This is a genomic window from Mesorhizobium sp. M1C.F.Ca.ET.210.01.1.1, assembly GCF_004791585.1.
Classification (GTDB): domain Bacteria; phylum Pseudomonadota; class Alphaproteobacteria; order Rhizobiales; family Rhizobiaceae; genus Mesorhizobium.
Genome location: NZ_SRUU01000007.1, coordinates 185,593 through 206,980 on the forward strand (window position 1 = coordinate 185,593; position 21,388 = coordinate 206,980).

General features: G+C 59.7%; 18 protein-coding genes and 1 pseudogene. 6 read left to right on the forward strand and 13 right to left on the reverse strand.

Annotated features, from left to right (window positions below):
- Nucleotides 1-12: 12 nt before the first annotated feature.
- Complete coding sequence (locus EN853_RS10650; RefSeq protein WP_127858524.1) at nucleotides 13-261, reverse strand: hypothetical protein; 249 nt, start codon at nucleotides 259-261, stop codon at nucleotides 13-15.
- Between the two features lie 382 nt (nucleotides 262-643).
- Between EN853_RS10650 and EN853_RS34355 the strand changes: the two are divergent.
- The 5 genes and pseudogenes from EN853_RS34355 to EN853_RS10675 all read left to right on the forward strand — a co-directional run.
- A pseudogene (locus EN853_RS34355) lies at nucleotides 644-751 on the forward strand (DUF1857 domain-containing protein); the annotation flags it as partial.
- Between the two features lie 41 nt (nucleotides 752-792).
- Nucleotides 793-1,020, forward strand: coding sequence for a hypothetical protein (locus EN853_RS10660; protein WP_127858525.1), 228 nt, complete (start codon nucleotides 793-795; stop codon nucleotides 1,018-1,020).
- An 85-nt stretch (nucleotides 1,021-1,105) separates the two neighbouring features.
- Complete coding sequence (locus EN853_RS10665; RefSeq protein ID WP_127858526.1) at nucleotides 1,106-2,050, forward strand: dihydrodipicolinate synthase family protein; 945 nt, start codon at nucleotides 1,106-1,108, stop codon at nucleotides 2,048-2,050.
- Nucleotides 2,028-3,554, forward strand: coding sequence for an aldehyde dehydrogenase (locus EN853_RS10670; RefSeq protein WP_127858527.1), 1,527 nt, complete (start codon nucleotides 2,028-2,030; stop codon nucleotides 3,552-3,554). The genes EN853_RS10665 and EN853_RS10670 overlap by 23 nt, the downstream gene beginning before the upstream one ends.
- Nucleotides 3,555-3,606: 52 nt before the next feature.
- A complete protein-coding gene (locus EN853_RS10675) occupies nucleotides 3,607-4,887 on the forward strand; it encodes an FAD-binding oxidoreductase (protein ID WP_127858528.1) in 1,281 nt (426 codons plus the stop codon).
- Nucleotides 4,888-5,214: 327 nt separating this feature from the next.
- Here the strand turns inward: EN853_RS10675 and EN853_RS10680 are convergent, their stop codons facing one another.
- From EN853_RS10680 to EN853_RS10690, 3 genes are read right to left on the reverse strand one after another with little or no spacing between them, the layout of a single operon-like run.
- Nucleotides 5,215-6,732 carry a malonyl-CoA synthase gene (locus EN853_RS10680; protein WP_127858529.1) on the reverse strand — a complete coding sequence of 506 codons (1,518 nt, stop codon included), beginning with the start codon at nucleotides 6,730-6,732 and terminating at the stop codon, nucleotides 5,215-5,217.
- Nucleotides 6,733-6,734: 2 nt separating this feature from the next.
- A complete protein-coding gene (locus EN853_RS10685) occupies nucleotides 6,735-8,147 on the reverse strand; it encodes a malonyl-CoA decarboxylase (protein ID WP_127858530.1) in 1,413 nt (470 codons plus the stop codon).
- Between the two features lie 46 nt (nucleotides 8,148-8,193).
- Nucleotides 8,194-8,886 (reverse strand): GDSL-type esterase/lipase family protein, encoded by a 693-nt coding sequence (locus EN853_RS10690; RefSeq protein WP_127858531.1) that lies wholly within the window; start codon nucleotides 8,884-8,886, stop codon nucleotides 8,194-8,196.
- Between the two features lie 150 nt (nucleotides 8,887-9,036).
- Here EN853_RS10690 and EN853_RS10695 point away from each other — a divergent pair, with 150 nt between their 5' ends.
- A complete protein-coding gene (locus EN853_RS10695; RefSeq protein WP_127858532.1) occupies nucleotides 9,037-9,714 on the forward strand; it encodes a GntR family transcriptional regulator in 678 nt (225 codons plus the stop codon).
- Between the two features lie 91 nt (nucleotides 9,715-9,805).
- On the opposite strand, the gene EN853_RS10700 is transcribed toward EN853_RS10695, so the two are convergent.
- The 9 genes from EN853_RS10700 to EN853_RS10740 form a co-directional block, all read right to left on the reverse strand.
- Nucleotides 9,806-11,479, reverse strand: coding sequence for an ABC transporter ATP-binding protein (locus EN853_RS10700; protein WP_127858533.1), 1,674 nt, complete (start codon nucleotides 11,477-11,479; stop codon nucleotides 9,806-9,808).
- A complete protein-coding gene (locus EN853_RS10705; RefSeq protein WP_127858534.1) occupies nucleotides 11,479-12,303 on the reverse strand; it encodes an ABC transporter permease in 825 nt (274 codons plus the stop codon). The genes EN853_RS10700 and EN853_RS10705 overlap by 1 nt, the downstream gene beginning before the upstream one ends.
- A 9-nt stretch (nucleotides 12,304-12,312) precedes the next feature.
- On the reverse strand, nucleotides 12,313-13,272 hold the full coding sequence (locus EN853_RS10710) for an ABC transporter permease (protein ID WP_127858535.1): 960 nt from the start codon (nucleotides 13,270-13,272) through the stop codon (nucleotides 12,313-12,315).
- A gap of 16 nt (nucleotides 13,273-13,288) precedes the next feature.
- Nucleotides 13,289-14,878, reverse strand: a complete 1,590-nt coding sequence (locus tag EN853_RS10715) for an ABC transporter substrate-binding protein (protein ID WP_127858536.1) — start codon at nucleotides 14,876-14,878, stop codon at nucleotides 13,289-13,291.
- 304 nt (nucleotides 14,879-15,182) lie between these two features.
- The gene (locus EN853_RS10720) at nucleotides 15,183-16,094 is read right to left on the reverse strand and encodes a LysR substrate-binding domain-containing protein (protein ID WP_127858537.1); all 912 of its coding nucleotides are present in this window, start codon (nucleotides 16,092-16,094) and stop codon (nucleotides 15,183-15,185) included.
- 257 nt (nucleotides 16,095-16,351) lie between these two features.
- Complete coding sequence (locus tag EN853_RS10725; RefSeq protein WP_127858538.1) at nucleotides 16,352-16,957, reverse strand: dimethylsulfonioproprionate lyase family protein; 606 nt, start codon at nucleotides 16,955-16,957, stop codon at nucleotides 16,352-16,354.
- Between the two features lie 24 nt (nucleotides 16,958-16,981).
- On the reverse strand, nucleotides 16,982-19,018 hold the full coding sequence (locus EN853_RS10730; RefSeq protein ID WP_127858539.1) for an NADH:flavin oxidoreductase: 2,037 nt from the start codon (nucleotides 19,016-19,018) through the stop codon (nucleotides 16,982-16,984).
- Between the two features lie 44 nt (nucleotides 19,019-19,062).
- Entirely contained in the window at nucleotides 19,063-20,130 is a 1,068-nt protein-coding gene (locus EN853_RS10735) for a hybrid-cluster NAD(P)-dependent oxidoreductase (protein WP_127858540.1), read from the reverse strand.
- Between the two features lie 4 nt (nucleotides 20,131-20,134).
- Entirely contained in the window at nucleotides 20,135-21,373 is a 1,239-nt protein-coding gene (locus EN853_RS10740) for an aromatic ring-hydroxylating dioxygenase subunit alpha (RefSeq protein ID WP_127858541.1), read from the reverse strand.
- Nucleotides 21,374-21,388: the final 15 nt, after the last annotated feature.

A 21,388-nucleotide genomic window follows, 5' to 3' on the forward strand; every position in this document is an offset into this window, starting at 1 on the left:
GACAGAACGAATTTATCCCCTGCGATGATTCCCTTGCAACAGGAAGTCGACGATATTCTCTTCATCGTCTCCAGGTAGTTCGGTAAACGCAGCCTCGAGTCTCAACCGATCCCAAATCACGCGGGTGTCGACCTTCTTCGGCTTTGGCATACGGCCGTCAGCGACCATTTGATCAAATTTGGTTATGCCCACGCCGACATACCGGGCGGCGTCTTCGCGTGAGAGACCCCGAGGAGGGTAGGAAAGGGAGTCGCTTTTCATGACCGCGCCCACCTGCAGCGCCCGCGACCTTGCGGCCGGATTTCTGTGCAGCGATCAGGATCTAGATCGTGACGGCGACCTCCGGAAGAGAGGTGGGTCGGACAGGCCGGTGAATTACGGTCTAGGCGTACAAACAGGATCGTTGGGCGATCGCGGCAGGACCTCGCGGGGCGAGTCGAAGGTCCGCTACCGCCGATCCTCCGACGGGAAGAACTCTTGTTTGCTCTCGAATTTGGCGGCTGCGAGCTTGATCCTCCAAACCGAAATGGCGGAGAGAGCGTCTTCCGAATTATTGCTTAGACCCTTGAAATTGTTGTGATTTTCGCACCGCTTGTTACGCAGTTTGTTACACAGTCACTGATGACCGCTTCGCGCGTCATGTGAGGAACAAGCGGAGCAGGCGCAGTTCGATAGCGACAAAGGCTACAAGGCGGCTCTGCTGTCAACGCTCAAGCGCACCCGCGAGTTGCCGGCCGACGGCACGCTCTGACGCTCCCCTCCATCACCCCGATCCATCAAAGGAGACGCACCATGACCAATGACTATAGCCGCAAAAGCGTTGGCTCGATCCAGTACACTACAATGTGCGACGCCGACGGTCACATGGTGGATGACGGCACCGTTTGGCGCTTGGGCGACCGGAGACACATGTTTGTAAGTGGTTCCGAGGACGACTTCGGCTGGCTTGAAGACAACTCTTGTTGCCGGCAGGCAAACAGCCTCATGTCTTTCCGCGGCGGATGCCGCGCAAAAAAGTAGCTTGGCGGGTGAATTTATTTCGACTGCTGGACGCGCAATCCTTGCATATAACCACCAGCCTGATGCCCAATTTGGAGCCAGGCCAGTGTCGTTCAAAGGCATTATTCCGCCCGTCACCACGCCCTTTCATGCCGACGGATCAATCGACCGCGACGGCTTCTGCGTAATGGTCGAGCATCTGGTCGCGTCTGGCGTGCACGGCATCATCGTCGGCGGAACGACCGGCGAATATTACGCCCAATCGCGCGATGAACGCGTCGGCCTGCTGAAGCTGGCCAAGACAGTGGTGAAGGCCAAGGTGCCGCTGATCGCCGGCGTTGGTGCTATCCGCACCGAGGACTGCATCGACTATGCGCTGGTCGCCAAGGACCTGAAGTATGACGGCATCCTCATCGGGGCTCCGTACTACGCGGTGCCGACGCAGCTGGAACTTGCCAATCATGCGCTGGCAATCGACAAGGCTGCCAACCTGCCGGTGATGCTCTACAACTATCCCGGCCGCACCGGCACGATGATGGACCTGGAGTTCCTGGCTCGGGTCGGCCGCAGCACCAATTTCTGCGCCATCAAGGAGTCCAGCGGCAGCACGAATCAGCTGCACGCCCTGGCGCGCGACTATCCGCATATCGACCTGTTCTGCGGCATGGATGATCAGGCGCTCGAATTCTTCGCCTGGGGCGCCAAGGGCTGGGTCTGCGGCGCCGGCAACTGCCTGCCGGCCGAGCACATCGCGCTCTACGAAGCGTGCGTCATCGAGAAGGATTTCGCCAAGGGCCGGCAGATCATGTCGGCGCTGCTGCCGCTGATGCGCGTTCTCGAACAGGGCGGAAAGTTCGTGCAGAGCATCAAGTTCGGGTGTGAGCTGACCGGCCTACCGGCGGGGCCGGTGCGGCGGCCGATGCGCGCGCTCGATGACGAGCAGAAACGCGAGCTCGAGACGACGATCCGTACGCTGAAGGCGGTCATCGCCTCCATCATCGCAAAATCCCAGAAGAGGGTTTCCGAGAATGTCATCGCTATTAACGCGTGATGAGTACCAGAACCTGGCGGACAGCCTGCCGCTGCCGACCAATGCGGTGATCGACGGCAAGGCTCGGGCAGCAAAATCCGGCGAAACGTTCGAGACCATCAACCCCGCCACCGGCCAGGTCATCGCCAGGATCGCTTCCTGCGGCGAAGCCGACGTCGACCTCGGGGTCGAGAAGGCGCGGCTGGCGTTCGAATCGGGTGCCTGGTCGCGGGCGCATCCGAGCGAGCGCAAGCGGGTACTGCGGCGCCTGGTCAAGCTCATGGAGCGAAACGCCCATGAGCTCGCCGTTCTTGAGACGCTCGAAAGCGGCAAGCCGATCTACGACGTCGAAACCATCGACATCCCCGAGGCCCTGCATTGCCTGGAATGGCATGCGGAAGCCACCGACAAGCTTTACGGTCAGACCTCGCCTTCGGGCGATAACGTCGTGTCGATGATCGTGCGCCAGCCGCTTGGCGTGGTCGCCTGCGTTTTACCCTGGAATTTCCCGATCCTGATGCTGGCCTGGAAGATCGGGCCGGCGCTTGCAACCGGCAACTCCGTCATCGTCAAGCCGGCCGAGCAGACCAACATGTCGACCTTGCGGATTGCCGAGCTGGCGCATGAGGCCGGCCTGCCGCCGGGCGTCTTGCAGATCGTCACCGGTCCGGGCGAGATCACCGGGAAGGCGCTTGGCCTGCATCCGGATATCGACATGGTCGCCTTCACCGGCTCGACCGAAATCGGCCGGAAATTCCTCGAATATTCCGCCAAGTCCAACCTCAAGCGCATCGTGCTCGAATGCGGCGGGAAGAACCCGTGCATCGTGCTCGACGACGCCGAGAACCTCGACGTCGTTGCTCAGCACGTCACCCAGGCGGTGTTCTGGAACATGGGCGAGAACTGCTCGTCCAATTCCCGCCTGATCGTGCACGAGAAGATCAAGAGCCGGCTGATCGAGACCGTACTCCACAAGCTCACGCAATGGCCATTGGGCGAGCCGCTGGACCCGGGCAACCGGCTGGGCGCTATCGTGTCGAAGGAACAGTTCGACCGCATCATGGGCTACATCAAGAAGGGCCGCGCTGAAGGCGCCAAGGTCGTGGCGGGCGGCAATGCCCACAAGCACGGCAAGGGCTATTTCATCGAGCCGACCATTTTCGACGATGTGACGCCGCAAATGACGATCGCGCGAGAAGAGATTTTCGGGCCGGTGCTGTCGGTCATCAAGGTCGCCAATGCCGACGAGGCGGTGCGGGTCGCCAACGACACGCAATATGGACTGGCCGCTTCGATCTTCACCGCCAATCTCGGCAAGGCACATCGCGTCGCGCGCGACATCCGCGCGGGAACGGTGAGTATCAATTGCTACGGCGAAGGGGACATCTCGACCCCCTTCGGCGGCTACAAGCTTTCGGGCTTCGGTGGGCGCGACAAGTCGCTATACGCGCATGACCAGTACACCGAACTCAAGACCATCTGGGCGGATATTTCCGATCCGAAGGTCTCGCGCGCGGTAGACTAACCGAAAAGCCATGAGCGTATATCAGGCCGTAAGAACGCCAGCCGACATCAACATGTCCGGCTGGTACGGGCTCCTGTCGCCTCCCAAGGCACCTGAGGTGCTGCGCGGCCGCCACGAAGCGGACTGGACCATCGTAGGAGCCGGGTTCGCGGGATTGGCGGCCGCGCGGCGCCTGTCCCAGCTCGTTCCCGGCGACCGCGTCGTCGTCGTCGATGCTCAACGGGTTGGCTGGGGCGCTGCCGGGCGGAACTCGGGCTTCATGATCGACCTGCCGCACGAGCTTGGCGGCGAGAATTATGGCGGCGGGCCGGAGCACGACCGCAAGCGCATTCGCATGAACCGCGCGGCGATCGAGTTCTCTGCCGCAGCAGTGGATGAATATGGATTGCAGAGGTTCTTCGTTCGCGCCGGCAAGTTCCATGGCGCCGCGAGCGAACACGGCCTCGGTGTACTGCGCGACTTCGAGAATCATCTGACCGGCCTTGGCGAGCCGTTCGATCGGCTCGACGGACCGCAGTTGAAGAAAATCACCGGAAGCGACTTCTTCGTGGGCGGCACGTTCACGCCGGGCACGGTGATGGCGCAGCCGGCAGGCTTCATCCGTGGCCTGGCCGAAGGCTTGTCCACGCGGGTGCAGATATTCGAACAATCCCCGGTTACATCCTTGCGGACCGGCAAACTACACACCGTGAAAACGCCCGAGGGTGAGATCTCCACGCCGCGGCTGATCCTGACCGTCAACGGCCATCTGGAGAGCTTGGGCTTCTTCAAGAAGCGTCTGCTCCACGTCTTTACCTATGCAAGTATGACGAGGCCGCTTTCCAAAAGCGAGCAAGCGGCTCTTGGCGGCGAGCCTTATTGGGGCCTGATCCCTGCCGATCCGATGGGTTCGACCATTCGCCGCATCGGCGACCGCATCGTGGTGCGCAACACCTTCACCTACAACCCGGACATGTCCACCAGCGACAAACAGATCGCTCAAATCGGCGCGGCGCATGATCGATCGTTCCGAGCGCGCTTCCCGATGCTGGGCGACATGGCGATGGAATTCCGATGGGGAGGCCATCTGTGCCTTTCCCTCAACTCGGCGCCCGCCTTCGGAGAGATCGAAGAGAGGGTGTTCGTCGCCGGATGCTGCAATGGTCTGGGAACGGTTCAGGGCACGCTCTACGGAATGCTCGCCGCCGCGCTCGCCGCCGGCAGCGATGAGCCGATGGTCGCGGACGCCCTCAGCGAGCCGGCTCCGTCCCGGCTTTATCCGGAACCATTGATGACGATCGGTGCGCCGCTGAAGCTGTGGGCGATGCGGAGGCGAGCCGGCAGAGAGCTCTAGGTCTGTTGCTCCGTGTCGCTATTTCCGAACCCACTGCACAAGCTCTCGACGGCAGGCAAAATCGCGCGGTTGTCGTTCCATAGCTCGAGATCTGGCAGCCTGACCACCTTGCCTTTATCGTCTGAGCTTTCCCCAAACAGAGGCTTCCGACGGCGCCGGCCTTGCCCGCTTGTGGCTGGGACAGAACTTTCAACGCAGGATCGAAAACCCCAGATACGCGACCCTGGAAAGCCCCAAGCTGTGCACATCCCGTCTGGCCCGCAGTTCCGAGCGCGCCGACTAGTCCATGAAAACATCGAAGCAAGACAGCGTTCAGTGCTTCTAAGTTTAGGCTTTGTAGAGATCCGCGTAGGTCTGGCGTAGCATAGCTTTCTGGACTTTCCCCATCGCATTACGAGGCAGTTCGTCGGTAAAGAGAACGCGCTTGGGTAGTTTGAACTTCGCCAGCCGACCTTGCAGGGCCGAAAGTACGCGTGCCTCATCGATCGAGGCGCCTTTCTTCGGCACTACAATCGCAGTGACCCCTTCACCGAAATCGGCGTGAGGCACGCCGATGACGGCACTCTCGGCCACGCCGGGTAATGCATCGATCTCGCTTTCGATTTCGATCGGATAGACGTTGAAACCACCGGTGATCACCAGATCCTTTGCCCTTCCGACGATATGGATGTAGCCGCGCTCATTGATCCGGCCCAAATCGCCGGTCATAAAGAAGCCGTCCAGACTGAACTCGCTCGCAGTCTTTTCAGGCATCTGCCAATAGCCCGCGAAGACGTTTGGGCCCTTCACCTCCAGCATACCGACTTCTCCGGGCGGCAACGCTACGCCGGTTTCAGGATCCACAACGCGGACCGAAATGCCAGGCAGCGGGATGCCGACGGTGCCGGCAATGCGGTCCCCCTCGCAAGGGTTTGACGTGTTCATGTTGGTTTCGGTCATGCCGTATCGCTCCAGGATCTGATGGCCGGTGCGGGCCTGCCACTCCTGATGGGTTTCGGCCCAAAGCGGGGCTGAACCGGAAATGAACATGCGCATGTTGCTCGTCGCCGTGGGCGTGAGTGCAGCGTTTTGCAGCAATCGCGTGTAGAAAGTTGGCACGCCCATCAAAACTGTGGAGCGAGACATCAAACTCAGGATCAGCTCCGCATTGAAACCGGGCAGAAAATGCATCGACCCGCCTGCCATTAGCATCGTGTTGACCGCCACGAACAGGCCATGGGTGTGATAGACTGGCAATGCGTGAATGAGAATGTCGTCGCTGGTCAGCCTCCAGAAATCTTTCAGCGTTGCCGCGTTAGATGCGAGGTTGCCGTGACTGAGCATGGCGCCTTTCGAACGTCCAGTCGTGCCTGACGTGTAGAGAATCGCGGCAAGATCATCCGGGCCGCGTTGCACATCATCGAAATCGACAGAATGGCACTTTGCTTTGCGCGCGAACGAACCGTCCTCATCGTTGCCGAGCGTTTCGACGTGAGCGACATTAATGCTCGCCGTAACCGGCAGGATTCTTTCGAATGCCGCTGGATCACAAATGAACACCGTCGGCCTACCGTCTCCTAGGTAATATTCGGTTTCGACCGTCGTATAGGCCGGGTTCAAAGGCAGGAAGATCGCGCCGGTGCGCAAGCATGCGAGATAAACCAAGATGGCGTCAGGCGACTTTTCTATCTGGACGGCAACCCGATCGCCGGGGGCGACACCGAGCGAAACCAGTAGGTTAGCGAACCTCGCCGATTCCTTGCGCAGGTCTCCGTAGGTGAGGATGCGGCCATTGGGTGTTTCTATGACGATCTTGTCGTCCGATGGCGCTGTTTGGGTTAGGCGTTCGTAGAGATATGAAGTCATATTTACTTTGACCTTGTGCCCACGGGCGGACTAATTCTCTTGGGAGCATTGCCGCGACGAGAGGACCGCCCGGGGAGCGTGTTGCCCGGCGAGTCAGGGGAGAACGGCGAGCGGACCTCTGGCGAGGCGACAATCTCACCGTTGTTGGCGTAAGCTTCATGATTGGCCTCGATCCAATCGAGGTCATAGAGATAATTGACCATCAGGCCCGCCGATTCCTGGATCCCCTTCGGGGAGATGTCGCCAATCCAGTTGATCCGTTCCAAACGAGCGCCATTGCCTAGATGAAAACGGGCGACCGGATCGACAGGGCGCCCGTCTGGCAGGCGTGCATCCAGAAAGTATTGCCGAGCCAGCCGCTCTAGCGGGGGGCGGGTCTTCGCCACTAGGCAAGGTTCCGTCCACCACTGCGGATCGTCGAGGAAGGCGACCCCCGCGCGATCTTGCGCAGACATCCCAGCCATTGCCACCGTTCGCATCCAGCGCACGAAGCCGGGAACCGGCGACAGGGTTGCAAATGTCTTGATACCGGGAAGATCGCGGCGCAGTTCTTCAACCACTTGTTTGATAAGAAAATTGCCGAAAGAGACGCCGGAGAGGCCTTGCTGGCAATTCGAGATAGAGTAGAACACCGCAGTTTTCGCTTTGCCCGCCGGCACACCGGTTCGGTCGTGCGCCAGCAGTGGCTGGATCGCTGAGGGAACTTCGTGACAAAGCGCGATCTCGACGAAGATGAGGGGTTCGTCAAGCAGCGCAGGGTGAAAGAAGGCGTAACAGCGCCGATCCGGCGGATCGAGACGCCGACGCAGATCGTCCCAGCCGAGTATTTGATGGACGGCCTCGTAACGAATGATCTTCTCTAGGACTATTGCCGGCGACGTCCAATCGATGCGCCGCAGGACTAAAAAACCCCGGTTGAACCAGGATGAAAATAGATGCACGAAGTCCCGATCCACGGCGCGTAGCGCCGGATGGGACGGAAGATGGCCAAGCAGCGTCTCGCGCATCTTCACAAGCGCCGCGGTTCCTCCCGCCGCGTAGTTGAGACGGCGTAGCAACTCCTGCCGCCGCGGCTCGGAGCGATAATGGAGCTCAGTTGCGCGCTCTGTGGTTTCTTCCTGCGTCCAACGATCGACCGCCTCCAGAAGCGCGGATTTGTCAGAGCCAAAGCTTTCGGCGAGCATCAGGAAGAAATCCTTCTTGCCTGCCTCGTTAAGATGATCGTAGGCGTCGAGCACAGCCCGCGCCAACGCTGTTCCAGATGCTTCACCTCGCCCAGAAAGCAGTCGTTCACATAGATCTACAATGCTGGTCTGTCCGTCCGCTCCTTGCGTCTCTCTCTGAGGCAATCCGAGAACGGCGCGCCCGCGCTCGGTAATCGACGCAAGCAAATCCGAAAAAATAGTCCCCCTCATAACTTTTGCCTCACGTGAGCATATCATCATCGGCAAAGCGGGTGGCTCATCGTCCCGATTCGGCCGTAAAAAGGTTCGGAACCGCCGCCAGGACGTCTGCCCAAGCGGTGTAACCGCGATGATTGATATGAATGTTGTCGTCCTTGAAATAACGCCCCATCGGACGCCCGTTCTCGCCCAAAAGGCATGTGGCAACATCGACATAGGTCGTATGGGGATCTCCCGAGCAGAAGTCAGCGATCAGGGCGTTCAGGCGCATCACCTCATCGGCATAGATCCAATTAGCCAGGCTTTGCTTGACCGACAGGCAGAAGATCGGAATGGGTCCGAGCTGTTTTCGCGCCACGTCGATTAACCGCAGAAAATTGTCAAAGGTCGACTTCGCCGTCATACCGTCCATGGAAATGTCGTTCTCGCCGAAATACAGCACGATCTTCGCCGGCTTCAGCGGCGCGACAGCGCGCCCGAAATAATGAACCGCACTTGCATAGGTAGCGCCGCCGAAACCCAGATTGGCGACGCGAAGCTCGTTGAGATCCTCGGCCATTCGTTCCCACATACGGAAGGAGGAGGAGCCGTAGAAAGCGATCAATTCCGACGAAAGACGCCGCCTGTGCACCTGTGCAAGCAACGCCAGCACATTGTCTTCGTAGAGGGTCGTGTCATCCAGCTGTACGCAGAAATCGTCCGTGCTTACGGTCGGCGGCTCATTTTGCAGCCCGTGGGTTGATTGCCTCAATTTACGACTCCAGGATCATTCGCCCTATGCCAGCCGGCGAACTGCGTCTGACAGGACGCTTTTTTGTTGATATTCATCGACCGACGCATATAGCCTCTGTCAGAATGCATCCAGGGACGAAAACAATGTATACACGAATGGAATATTTGCATGCAATCCAATTCTAGTCAAGGGCCCGATCGGGGTCATTCCGTGCGGGATCTGCTTGAGGAGGCGATTCTAAGTGGCGAGTTTCAGCCCGGCGAGAGACTTGAAGAGCAACCCCTCGCGCTTCGCTTTCGCGTGTCAAGAACGCCTATTCGCGAAGCTCTGAAGCAGCTCGAGACAGCGGGTCTCGTTGAGGTGCTTTCTCGGCGCGGCGCGGCTGTTGCCGCACTGTCGCCGGACCGATTGATTGAGATGTTCGAATTCATGGCGGAGATAGAGGCGTTCGCAGGCAGACTGGCCGCGCGCCGACTGACGCCGGAGCATCATGATAACCTGCTGGAAACCCATGAGGCCTGTCGCGTCGCTGTAGAGCAAGGCACGGATGCCTATTACTATGCCAACGAGCTCTTTCACCACGCGATATACAAGGCAAGCCGAAGCAGATTTCTTTTCGAGCAGGCCACCAATTTGCACAGGCGACTCAAGCCATATCGCCGACTGCAATTACGCACGCGGAACCGTGTGTCTGTCTCGTTCGAAGAACACGAGCAGATCGTTTCAGCTATTCTTGCGGGCGACGAGCAAGCGGCGGGTGATTGTCTGCGCTCGCATGTCCTCGTTCAAGGGGAACGTTTTAGCGACCTCATCGCCAGTATGAATTGGCCGGCCCCGGGGCGATGATCCGGAGGTTGCATTTAGCCTAGGAATGAGGCCTGCAGGGCCGCATCGCGGACGGCTGAGCTTGCTCGGTAGATCGGTCGGCTGTTCAAGCTCAGTTGCCAGCACTCGCCATGCGCCGCCCCCGGATCGCCTTTTCCAGCCAGCCGATCTCCATCTGGGGGACGGAGGATAAGAGCAAGTCGGTATAGGCGTCGAACGGCGGCGCAAGCACCTTGCTTTTCAGTCCGTAGCGCACCACCTCGCCGCGATACATCACCGCGATCGAATCGGCGATCGACTTCACCGTCGCGAGGTCGTGGGTGATGAACAGATACGCGACCTTCTCCACCTGCTGCAGGTTGAGCAGGAGCTTGAGAATGCCGTTGGCGACAAGCGGATCGAGCGCCGAGGTCACCTCGTCGCAGATGATCAGCTTCGGCTTGGCGGCGAGCGAGCGGGCGATGCAAACGCGCTGCTTCTGGCCGCCGGAGAGCTCGGCCGGATAGCGGTCGATGAAGCCCTTGCCCATCTCGATCTCGTCGAGAAGCTCGGTCACGCGCCTGTCGCGCTCGCGGCCATTCATGCCGAAATAGAACTCCAGCGGCCGGCCGATGATGGTGCCGACCGTCTGGCGCGGATTCATCGCCACGTCGGCCATCTGGTAGATCATCTGCAGCTGGCGCAGGTCTTCCTTCGGCCGGTCGGAAAGCCTGTTGCCGAGCGTGCGGCCGTCGAAGACGACGCTGCCTTGCTCGGGCGGCAAAAGCCCGGTGATGGCGCGCGCCAGCGTCGATTTGCCGGAGCCGCTCTCGCCGACCACGGCCAGCGTCTGTCCCGGATAGATGTCGACCGAGACGTTCTTCAGCACCTTGACGTGGCCGCCGCCATAGGCGGCAGTGACGTTCTTGACCGACAGGAATGGCGTCGCGCTGGGCTTCTGCTCCTGGTGCTCGATTTCGTGCACCGAGACCAGCGCGTTCGTGTATTCCTGGCGCGGCTCCTTGATGATCTGGCGGGTGCCTCCCCATTCGACCAGCCTGCCGTGGCGCAGCACCATGATCTCATCCGACACCTGGGCGACGACGGCGAGGTCATGGGTGATGTACAAAGCCGCCACATGCGTGTCGCGTATGGCGTCCTTGATCGCCGCCAGCACATCGATCTGCGTCGTCACGTCGAGCGCCGTGGTCGGCTCGTCGAAGACGATCAGGTCGGGTTCCGAGCACAGCGCCATCGCCGTCATCACGCGCTGCAGCTGACCGCCGGAGACCTGGTGCGGAAAGCGCTCGCCGATGGTTTCGGGATTGGGCAGGCTGAGCTTCTTGAATAGGGCGACCGCGCGCTTCTCGGCCTCGGCTCGTGTCGCCGTCCCGTGCAGCAGCGTGGCTTCCACAACTTGGTCCATCAGCCTGTGCGCCGGATTGAAAGCGGCCGCCGCCGACTGCGCGACATAGCAGACTTCGCGGCCGCGCAGCTTGCGGAAACCTTCCTTGCCGCCCTTGAGGATGTCGCGGCCGTTGAAGATGACTTCGCCGCCGGTGATGCGCACGCCGCCGCGGCCATAGCCCATGGACGACAGGCCGATGGTCGACTTGCCGGCTCCGGATTCGCCGATCAGGCCTAGCACCTTGCCCTTCTCCAGTGTCAGCGAGACATCGTGCACCAGCGTGATGGTCTTCGGCGCCTCACCGCCGGGCGGATAGACCGTCGCTTCGATGCGCAAATTGCGGATGTCGAGCAGCAGGCCTTGCTTGGGCTGCACGGGCTTCGTTTTGGTATCAGCCATCAGCCGCGTCCTCCCTTAAGGCTTGTCGTCCGGTTGAGCACCCAGTCGGCAACAAGGTTGACCGAAATCGCCAGCAAGGCGATCGCCGCCGCCGGGATGAGCGCGGCTGCGATGCCGAAGACGATGCCGTCCTTGTTTTCCTTGACCATGCCGCCCCAGTCGGCGTCAGGCGGCTGCACGCCAAGGCCGAGGAAGGAGAGCGTCGACAAGAACAGCACGGCATAGATGAAGCGCAGGCCGAGCTCGGAGATCAGCGGTGACAGCGCGTTGGGCAGGATCTCGCGGAAGATGATCCAACCTTCGCCTTCGCCGCGCAATTTGGCGGCCTCGACATAGTCCATGATGTTGATGTCGACGGCGACTGCGCGCGAGAGGCGATAGACGCGGGTGGAGTCGAGAACGCCCATCACCAGGATCAGCGTCACCAGATTGGTTGGCAGCACCGAGAGCACCACCAGGCCCATGATCAGTGTCGGGATCGACATCAGGAGATCGACGAGGCGTGAGAGCAGCGTGTCGTACCAGCCGCCGAATACTGCCGCCGAGAAACCGAGAATGGCGCCCAGCGAGAAGGACAGCGCCGTCGCCAGCACCGCGATGAACAAGGTGATGCGGGCGCCGTAGATCATCCGCGACAAGAGATCGCGACCCAGATTGTCGGTGCCCAGCCAATGCGTTGCCGACATTGGTTCCCAGACGTCGCCAACGATTTCGCCATTGCCGTGCGGCGCGATCCAGGGTGCGAAGAACGCCGCCAGCACGAACAATGCCGTAAGCACGATGCCGATCAGCGCCGGGATCGGCATGCGTTTGATATCGAGCATATCCGCCCCCTATTTTGGATGTCTGAGCCGCGGATTGGCGACGATCGCCCCGATGTCCGCGATGATGTTCAGGCTGATATAGACAGCGGCAAAGATCAGGCCGACCGCCTGAACCACCGGCACGTCGCGCTTGGTGACGTGGTCGACCAGGTATTGCCCCATGCCGGGATAGACGAAGATCACCTCGACCACGACGACGCCGACGATCAGATAAGCGAGGTTGAGCATGATGACGTTGATGATCGGCGCGATGGCATTGGGGAAGGCGTGCTTGCGGATGACGTTGAACGCCGACAGCCCTTTAAGCTCCGCCGTCTCGACATAGGCCGACTGCATGACATTGAGGATCGCCGCGCGCGTCATGCGCATCATGTGCGCCAGCACCACCAGGGTCAGCGCCGTTGCCGGCAAGGCGATCGCCTGCATACGCTCAAGGAACGACATGCCGTCATAGACCGTCGAGATGCCGGGGAAGATTTGCCACTTCACGGCGAAGAAATAGACCAGCAGATAGCCGATGAAGAATTCCGGAAACGAGGTCGAGGCGAGCGCTACGCCCGAGATCAGCTTGTCGACCCAGCCATTGCGGTAACGCACCGCGATCAGGCCAAGCGTGATCGCCAGCGGGATGGCAACGATCGCCGCCCAGAAGGCCAGGAACAGTGTGTTCCACAGCCGTTCCTTGATCGACGTCGCGATGTCCTGCCCGCTCGACATGGCGGTGCCGAGGTCGCCGGTCAGCACGCCGCCCAGCCAGTGGAAATAGCGGATATAGGCAGGCTGGTTGAGTCCGAGCTGCTCGCGCAGATTGGCGAGCGACTCAGGCGTCGCCGATTGTCCGAGTATGGCTTGCGCGACGTCGCCGGGCAGGATCTGGGTGCCGGCGAAGATCAGGACCGAAACGGCCAGCAGCAGGAGAATGCCCAGCGCAATGCGCTGGGCAATTAGCTTCAGGATTGGTGAAGACATCTCTGCAACGCCCGACTCAGGGCTGCAGCCAGCATTTCGTCAGCGCATGGGAACCCATCAGCTCGCCGTTTGGATCGTCCACCCAGCCCCCGACCTTTTCGTTGGTCGCATCGATGTAGTTATTGAACATAGGCACGATGACACCGCCCTGGTCGCGCAGCATCACGGCGGCGTCCCGGTATAGCTGCTTGCGTTTCGCCTGGTCGAGCTCGCTGCGAGCGGCGACGATCAGCTTGTCAAAATCCTCACGGAAGAAGTGCGTGTCGTTCCACTCGGCCTTGGACACGTAAGCGAGTGAGTAAATCTGATCCTGTGTTGGACGGCCAGTCCAGTAGGACATGCAGAAAGGCTGCTTGTTCCAGACCTGAGCCCAATACCCATCGCCTGGTTCGCGCTTAACCTCCAGCGTAATGCCACATTTGGCGGCACTTTGCTGGTAGAGTTGCGCCGCGTCGACGGCACCGGGGAAGGCGATGTCAGAGGTTCGCAGCAGCACCGAACCCGAATGCCCGGACCTTTTATAGTGAAAGGCAGCCTTTTCCGGATCAAATTTACGCTGTTCGATGTCGTCGGAGTATAATGGATAGCCGGCAATCATCGGCGTGTCGTTGCCGACGGTTCCGTAACCCCCGAGAATTTTTTTCACCATCTCCTCTCGGTCGACGGCATATTTAAGCGCCAGCCTAAGGTCGTTGTTGTTGAAGGGTGCAGTGTCGCAATGAGCAACCATCACGTAGTGCCCCTTGCCCGGAACATTGCGGATGGTGACTCCGGCGATACGCTTCACCAGATCCACGATCTTCGGTTCGATGCGGTTGATCATGTGAGCCTGCCCGCCCTGAAGTGCTGCGGTGCGCGCGGTCGCGTCGTTGACAACGATGATCTCGACCTGGTCGGCATGGCCGCGCTTGTCGGAATCCCAATGCCCCAGATGTCTCTCGCCGACATGGCGCACACCAGGCTGGTTGACCGCTACCTTGTAAGGTCCAGTGCCGATGCCGGCGGTCGGATTGTCTTTGCCACCGTTCGGCTGGATCATCAGATGATAGTCGCCCACGACAAAGGGCAGATCGGCGTTCGGCTCCTTGAGCGTGATGACGACTGTATCGCCGTCCGCCTTGATCGTCTCGAATGCCTGAACGAAGGGCAGCGCCCCCGACTTCGAGTTGGCGTCGCCGTGGCGCTCCAACGTCGCCACGACGTCGGAAGGGGTTAGGTCCTTTCCGTTGTGAAAGGTGACGCCCTTGCGGATCTTGAAAGTCCATTTCTTGGCGTCATCAGAGGCATCATACTCTGTGGCCAACCGGTACTCGATCTCGCCAGTCGGAGAGACGTCAAGGAGTTGCTCTCCCCAGCAACGACCGAACGTGTAAGGGACTTGGCTCAACCAAGTACCCGGGTCGAGGCTGTTGGTGGATTCTCCGCCGGCCATGGCTGCTTTCAGAATGCCGCCCTTGACCGGACCCGCGGCGCGAGCCGCGCTTGAAAGCAGCGCGTTAGCGAACGGTGCGGCGATGCCAAGTGCCGCCGCCCGGCCGAGAAAATTACGGCGGCTCAGTTTGCCGGAAGCGACGCAAATGCTCAAAGAGTCGAGTTCGTTTGACATCAAAAGTTCCTCTCAGTGGTTTCAACCATGCGCGTTTGGCTTTTTCGGCGGCAGAGGTGTGATGCATTGCATTGGGCCAAGTATGCAAACATACCTTCCTTGTATGCGCACGATGATTTCAAGCATGCAGACCGATGCAAGTCAAGTGAACTCGACATAGCAGCGCGGATCTTGCGCTCGGCGCAAACGAGCCGATGACTGCGGACGCTCTCGATGACCCAGTTCCGGCCGAGTTCTATCGGGAGCCGCTGATAGTCAATCGGCGCGCTCCGCTGGCGCTGCACAGGTCAGCTAACCAGGAACTCTAGCTTTCTCGTTCCTGCGTAGCGACTTCCCGGATCCAGGTGCGCAGGGCTTCAGCCGCGGGGGAAAGCAGGCGATTGTTGTTCCACGTTAGATAGTAGCCGCCCGGCGCCGGCAGCTCGAGATCCGTCAATCTGACCAGTTTCCCTTCCTCAATCTGGGCTTTCACCAAACGGTGCCAGCCAACGGCGACACCTTGGTCCGCTTGTGCGGCCTGTAGGGCCACGAAGAACTTCCCGAAGCGCCGACCTCGGGTCGGACCGTGCGGAACACCCGCGCGCCGTAACACCTCGTCCCAGGCTGCCCAGTCGGGATCAACCCAATCGACATGCAGTAGCGGCAGGTCGGCTAGCGACTCTGCGGTTGCGTCCCGATGGGTGTTCGCAAATTCCGATCCGCACACAGGATAAATCGTCTCGTCGAAAAGGAGTTCGGCATTCTCGTCGGACCATGACCCGAATCCGTAGCGGATGCGCAATTCGACCTCTGCTCGGCGATAGTCCCTAGGATTATCAGAGATGAGGTGGTCGACTGATATGTCTTGGTGCCGTGTCCAGAAGTCCGGCATGCGGGGGATCAGCCACATAGATGCCAAGGCATCAGAGCAAGCCACCGTGACGTTCTTCGTACGGTCACCGCGTTTTACATTTCGCACGATTTCTGCAGCTCGTGAGAAACCGCTGGCCAACACGCCGTAAAGATCTTCGCCAGCGCTGGTCAGGGTCACACCGGTTCCGAGCCGAGTGAAGAGAAGAACCCCCAATTCGTCTTCGATCGCCTTGATCTGCCGGCTGACGGCGCCAGGCGTGACATTCAGTTCCGCGGCAGCCAGCTTGAACGAAAGGTGCCGGGCGGATGCCTCAAAAACCGCCAAGGCTGTCAAAGATGGCAGATCGTAGTAACGGCGAACCATCTCAATTTCCTAACCCCGCGTTGATCGCGCGATCGGCTCAACCAAGCCCCTCAAGACGTCGGGAGATCCCAACTCCTATTCAACCCGCACGGATTTCCCCTCACAACATGCGACCCCTCTTACCAAAAGTCGACACACCGCAACGCAGCATTTGATCGTTGATCGCCGCGTGCATGCCGGGAGTGCTCATCGTTCCACAAGCGCAAAATATGGGACCTTCGGAACGAGCCCCAAACATCAATCAACTAAGCACGTGGTCAATGAACGCGTTGCTCTGGGAGGAGCGCCCAAAATGCGAATAGAGGCTTCTGGGCAGATCGCATGGCATGTTTGATATTCGGTGGGTTGAAGAATGAACCGCCTGCGCTCAAGGCGAACCAATCGCCATCTGCTTGTCGAAACTCACCTTCAGATATGACGAGATAGGTCTCTTCCGGAGCGTGGCTGTGGTCCGGGTAGCGCACGTTGGGTGCCATCAGCGTCGCGCCGATCCAGGCATCCTGGCGATCTTCCAAAGCGCCGGGACCAACAATCATCACATTGGCATGGCTCATCAGAAAGTTCTGACTCGCAGTGTTGTCGTAGGTCGCTCGCCACTTCCACTCAAGTTTCGGTTCCAATGCCTTGAACAGCGAGATCAGCGCTTGGAGCGTAGGCTCGTTGGGGGTGAGATCCATAGCAGGCGCAAGAAACCGCTCACAGACCGCGAGACGCGATCCTGGCGTCGTGCGCTCAACTCCCGGAACGTTCAGTTGCGCGAACAACTGCGTGAGCGATTTTCGCGAACGGATGTCGACCGCAAAACGGTCAAACGCGAGGAATGCGCCATCCAAGAATTTCTGCAGTGCTTCGCTTCTTCCCATGGGATATTCACGTCCGTCGTGCTGTTAGATGTCCTTGACTAGGCGCAATGCGTCATAAATTGCCGCGTGCGTATTTCGGGCGGCGACAGCGTCGCCGATCCGAAACAGCTGGAATAGTCCTGCGGAGTTGCGTCTCATCGACTGTGGCTTTCCGCTTATTAGCTCGTCGTAAGACACGGCGCCCTCGTTGGAGGACTTCGGTTTGAGTTCGAAGTAGACGTCATCAAATGGTATTGTCCCGTGATTGATGACAACTTGGTCGATGACCCGTTCCTTTGACACACCGCCATAGTCGCTTCCCACCTGGGCCACGAGTTGGTTGCCGTTCTTTTCGACCGACTCCAGACGGAAAGTGACGGTGAAGGTAACATCAAGCTTCTGGAGTGATCGCATGTAAGGCACGAGGTTCATCGCCATTACCTCCGGAGCGAATGACCTGTCCGGCGTCATGATTTCCACTTTCGCGCCCGCGTTCGCCAGGAACTCTGCTGCCTGAAGTCCGGCATGGTCGCCAGCATCATCGAACACCAAGACATTTGTGCCTGGCTTGACGTCGCCGGAGATGATGTCCCATGACGAAACCACGAACTCATTGCCCTTCATCAGAACTTCGGTATTGGGCAGGCCACCCGTGGCGACGATCACGACGTCCGGATTCTCCGCCTCGATGGTGGCGGCTTCGGCCCAAGTGTTGAAGCGGAAGGTGACACCGAGCTTGTGGCATTGGGCCATACGCCAATCGATGATACTGATCATCTCCTTGCGGCGGGCACTTTGTGCTGTAAGACGGATCTGCCCGCCCGGATCGTTGGCTGCTTCAAAAACCACGACCTCGTGTCCTCGTTCGCCCGCCACACGCGCCGCCTCAAGTCCTGCCGGGCCGGCGCCGACGATGACAATCTTTTTGCGGATCTCGGCCTTCTCAATCACATGGGGCATTTCCTGTTCGCGCCCGGTAGCCGCGTTGTGGATGCAGAACGCCAACCCGCCTTGATATATGCGATCCAGGCAGTAGTTGGCGCCGACGCAGGGTCGGATGTCCTCTTCCCGCTTCTCGATGATCTTCCTCACGATGTGAGGGTCGGTCATATGGGCGCGCGTCATGCCGACCATGTCCACCTTGCCGGCCGCGATCGCATGTCGGGCGGTCGCGACGTCCGGGATCTTCGCCGCATGAAACGTGGGAAACTTGGTTGCTGCGCGGATCTCGCCAGCGAAGTCGAGATGAGGCGAGTTGGCCATACCCTGAATCGGGATCACATCGGTGAGACCCGGGTCAGTGTCGATGTGGCCGCGGATCACGTTGAGATAGTCGATGAGGCCGCTGTCCTTGAGGCGCCGGGATATCTCCAATCCATCCGCCTTGTTGGTCCCGCCAGGCAAACGCTCGTCTGCGGTGTAACGCACGCCAAGGATGAATTCCTCGCCCACCCTTTCGCGCATGGCCTTGAATACGTCGAGGCAGAAGCGCATGCGATTGTCGAGCGAGCCTCCGTATGGGCTATCCAGCTCATTCGTCAGCGGCGATGCGAATTGGTCGATCAGATGACCGTAAGCCTCGAGCTCGACGCCATCCATGCCGCCGGCCTTCATGCGTTCCGCGGCATCGGCGAAATCCTTGATAATGCGCTCGATGTCCCAATCTTCGATCTTCTTTGGGAAGGCCCGATGTGCGGCTTCGCGGTGATGTGAAGGAGCTACCACAGGGAGCCAATCGCCCTTGTCCCAGCGCGTCCGTCTGCCGAGATGGGTCAACTGAATCATGATCGCGGCACCCTCTTCGTGGACGGCGTCGGTCATTTGCCTGATCCAGGGGACGATCTCATCCTTGTACGCGAGCAGATTGTTGAAGACCGGCGGGCTGTCCCTCGAAACGGCGGCAGAGCCGGCGGTCATCGTAAGCGCGACGCCGCCTTTGGCACGTTCGACGGTGTAGGCGCGATACCGCTCTTTTGGCATGCCATCTTCAGGGTATGCTGGTTCGTGTGATGTTACGATTATTCGATTGCGAAGCGTGAGGTGCTTCAATTTATACGGCTGGAGAAGAGGATCGTGCGACACCGGTCGACCTCCGTTAGATACGATGGGGATGAGTACTCAGGCAGCTATGCTTCGAGCCTGACCAGGCCGACTGGGTTCGAGCAGCAGGCAAGAATGAAACCGTCGGCGATCTCGTCTTCTGTGATGCCGCCATTGTGCACCATATGCACCTGGCCTTCGGTTTTGCGGACCTTGCAGGTCCCGCATATCCCCATGCTGCAGCCTGAACGGATCATCAGGCCGGCAGACCGCGCGGCCGTCAGAACCGTATCCGTCTCGACGCACTTCGCGGAGATGCCGGACAAGCTGAACTCGATCTGAGCCTCGGTCTTGTCTCCGGGAATGAAGTCATCCGGAACATTCTCTACCTCCGGAAGGGGCGCGCGGAAGCTCTCTTGATGGTAGCGAGCCATATCGAAGCCCAGACCCGCCAGCGCCTCGCGAACTGCTTGCATGAAGGGCTCCGGTCCGCAGCAAAACACTTCGCGTTCCAGGTAGTCCTGCGCCATCAGACCCAGCATCAGCTGGTTGAACATGCCCCTGTAACCGGTCCAAGGCTTGTACGGGTCGGTTTCCTCCACCACCCATTTCAGGTCGATGCCGGTTACCCGAGATGCCATATGTTCCAGCCGTTCCCGGAAGATGATTTCGGAAGGCCGGCGCGCGCAGTGGACAAAGACGATATCCGGGTCAACCCCGGAATCGTACAAATTGGTCGTCATGGACATCATCGGCGTGATGCCCGAGCCGGCGGAGATGAAGAGGTACTTTTCGGCAGGTTGGTGCGCGATTGAGAAAGTGCCGCCTGGACCGATAGCCCGCAGGCGCGTGCCGGGACGCAGCTTGTCGAACATCCAACGCGTGCCGATCGAGTCTGCCTGCGCCTTTACCGTGATTGTCAGGGAGGTCGGTCGCGACGGAGACGAGGAAAGCGTGTAGGTCCGATAGATCGGGCCGCCGGGAACAGGCAGCTCCAATGTAAGGAACTGCCCTGGATCGAAATTGAACAGCGCCCCCGACGGCGACCGGAAGCAGAAAGTCAAAACGTTCGGCGCCTCGGGAAGAAAGGAAACGCATTCGAGTTCTTCTGAATCGGTCCAGAAAACCAGCTTGGGTTTTGTGACGACATTCATCCACTCACTCCGCAGCCAGCAGTGTGGGCGCTAGCGAGCGTTCAAGCCGCGTCGCATACCAGTCAACGAATTGCGAGACGCCGCTTTCCTGCACCGGCGAGTACGGGCCCGGAGCATAAGCGGGAGAGAAGATGCCTTGCTGGTTGGCTTCAACAATCTCGCGGTCTTCATCGTTTGTGGCGATCCAGACCTCGGTTAGACGCTTGATGTCGTAGTCCACGCCCTCGACGGCGTCCTTGTTCACGAGCCAGGTGGTGGTGACCTCGGTTTCCGACGGACTGATCGGCATGACCCGGAAGGTTAGGGAATGATCCGGCAGGAAGTGATTCCAGCTGCTCGGATAATGGAACATCAGCAACGAGCCTGCATCGGGCAAGGCTACATGACCGAGGTTCTTGCGAACCGCTGCCTTGCCATCGAGGGTGTAACTCACGGCCTTTTGCTGCAAGGGCATCCGCGCCAGGCGAAACTGACCGTCGCTCGCCAGTCGGAACTGTGCAGGCGCGCCGGAGGTTTCGCACCGGTCGAAATGCGCTTGCAGAGCCGCCGACACCGAGCCGTCCGCAGACACACCAGCCACTTCAGGATCAAGTGAGAAGGAGCGGCAGAGCGACGGATGATTGCTGCTGCAATGGAAGCATTCCCGGTTGTTCTCCCACACCAGCTTCCAGTTGGCCTTCTCGACGATGGTCGACGTATGGGCGACTTTCGCATTTGTGAGATCGTGAACGCTCAAATAGGAGAGGGCCAATCCAGCAAAGGGTTCGAAGGCCGGTGAAGCATCCGACAGACAGATGTAGATCACCCCGGCGAGTTCGCGCAGCTGAACCGACCTCAGGGCGTGTTTGGACATGTCGAAATCGGCTCCCATATCGTTGGCCCAGATGAGCTTGCCGTCGAGCTCATAGGTCCATTGGTGATAGGGACAGACGAGTTTGGCGACCTGGCCATCGCGCGCCTTGCAAATTGTCGATCCGCGGTGACGGCATGTGTTGTGGAACGCGCGAATTTCGCCGTCGCGGCCTCGAACGACGATCACTTCGTAGGCGCCGACACGAAGCGTCAGATAACTTCCCGGCTTCGGCAGTTGGCAGGACGGGGCCGCATACAGCCATTCCTTGTAGAAAATGTGCTCGAGATCGAGCTGGTAGACGGTCTGCGAGGTGTAGAACGGCTGCTCCAGAGCGTAACCAGACTTGCGGCGTCCGAGCATTTCTTGGATGGAGGGCGACGAGGATGCCATAGGAATTTCCAGCGA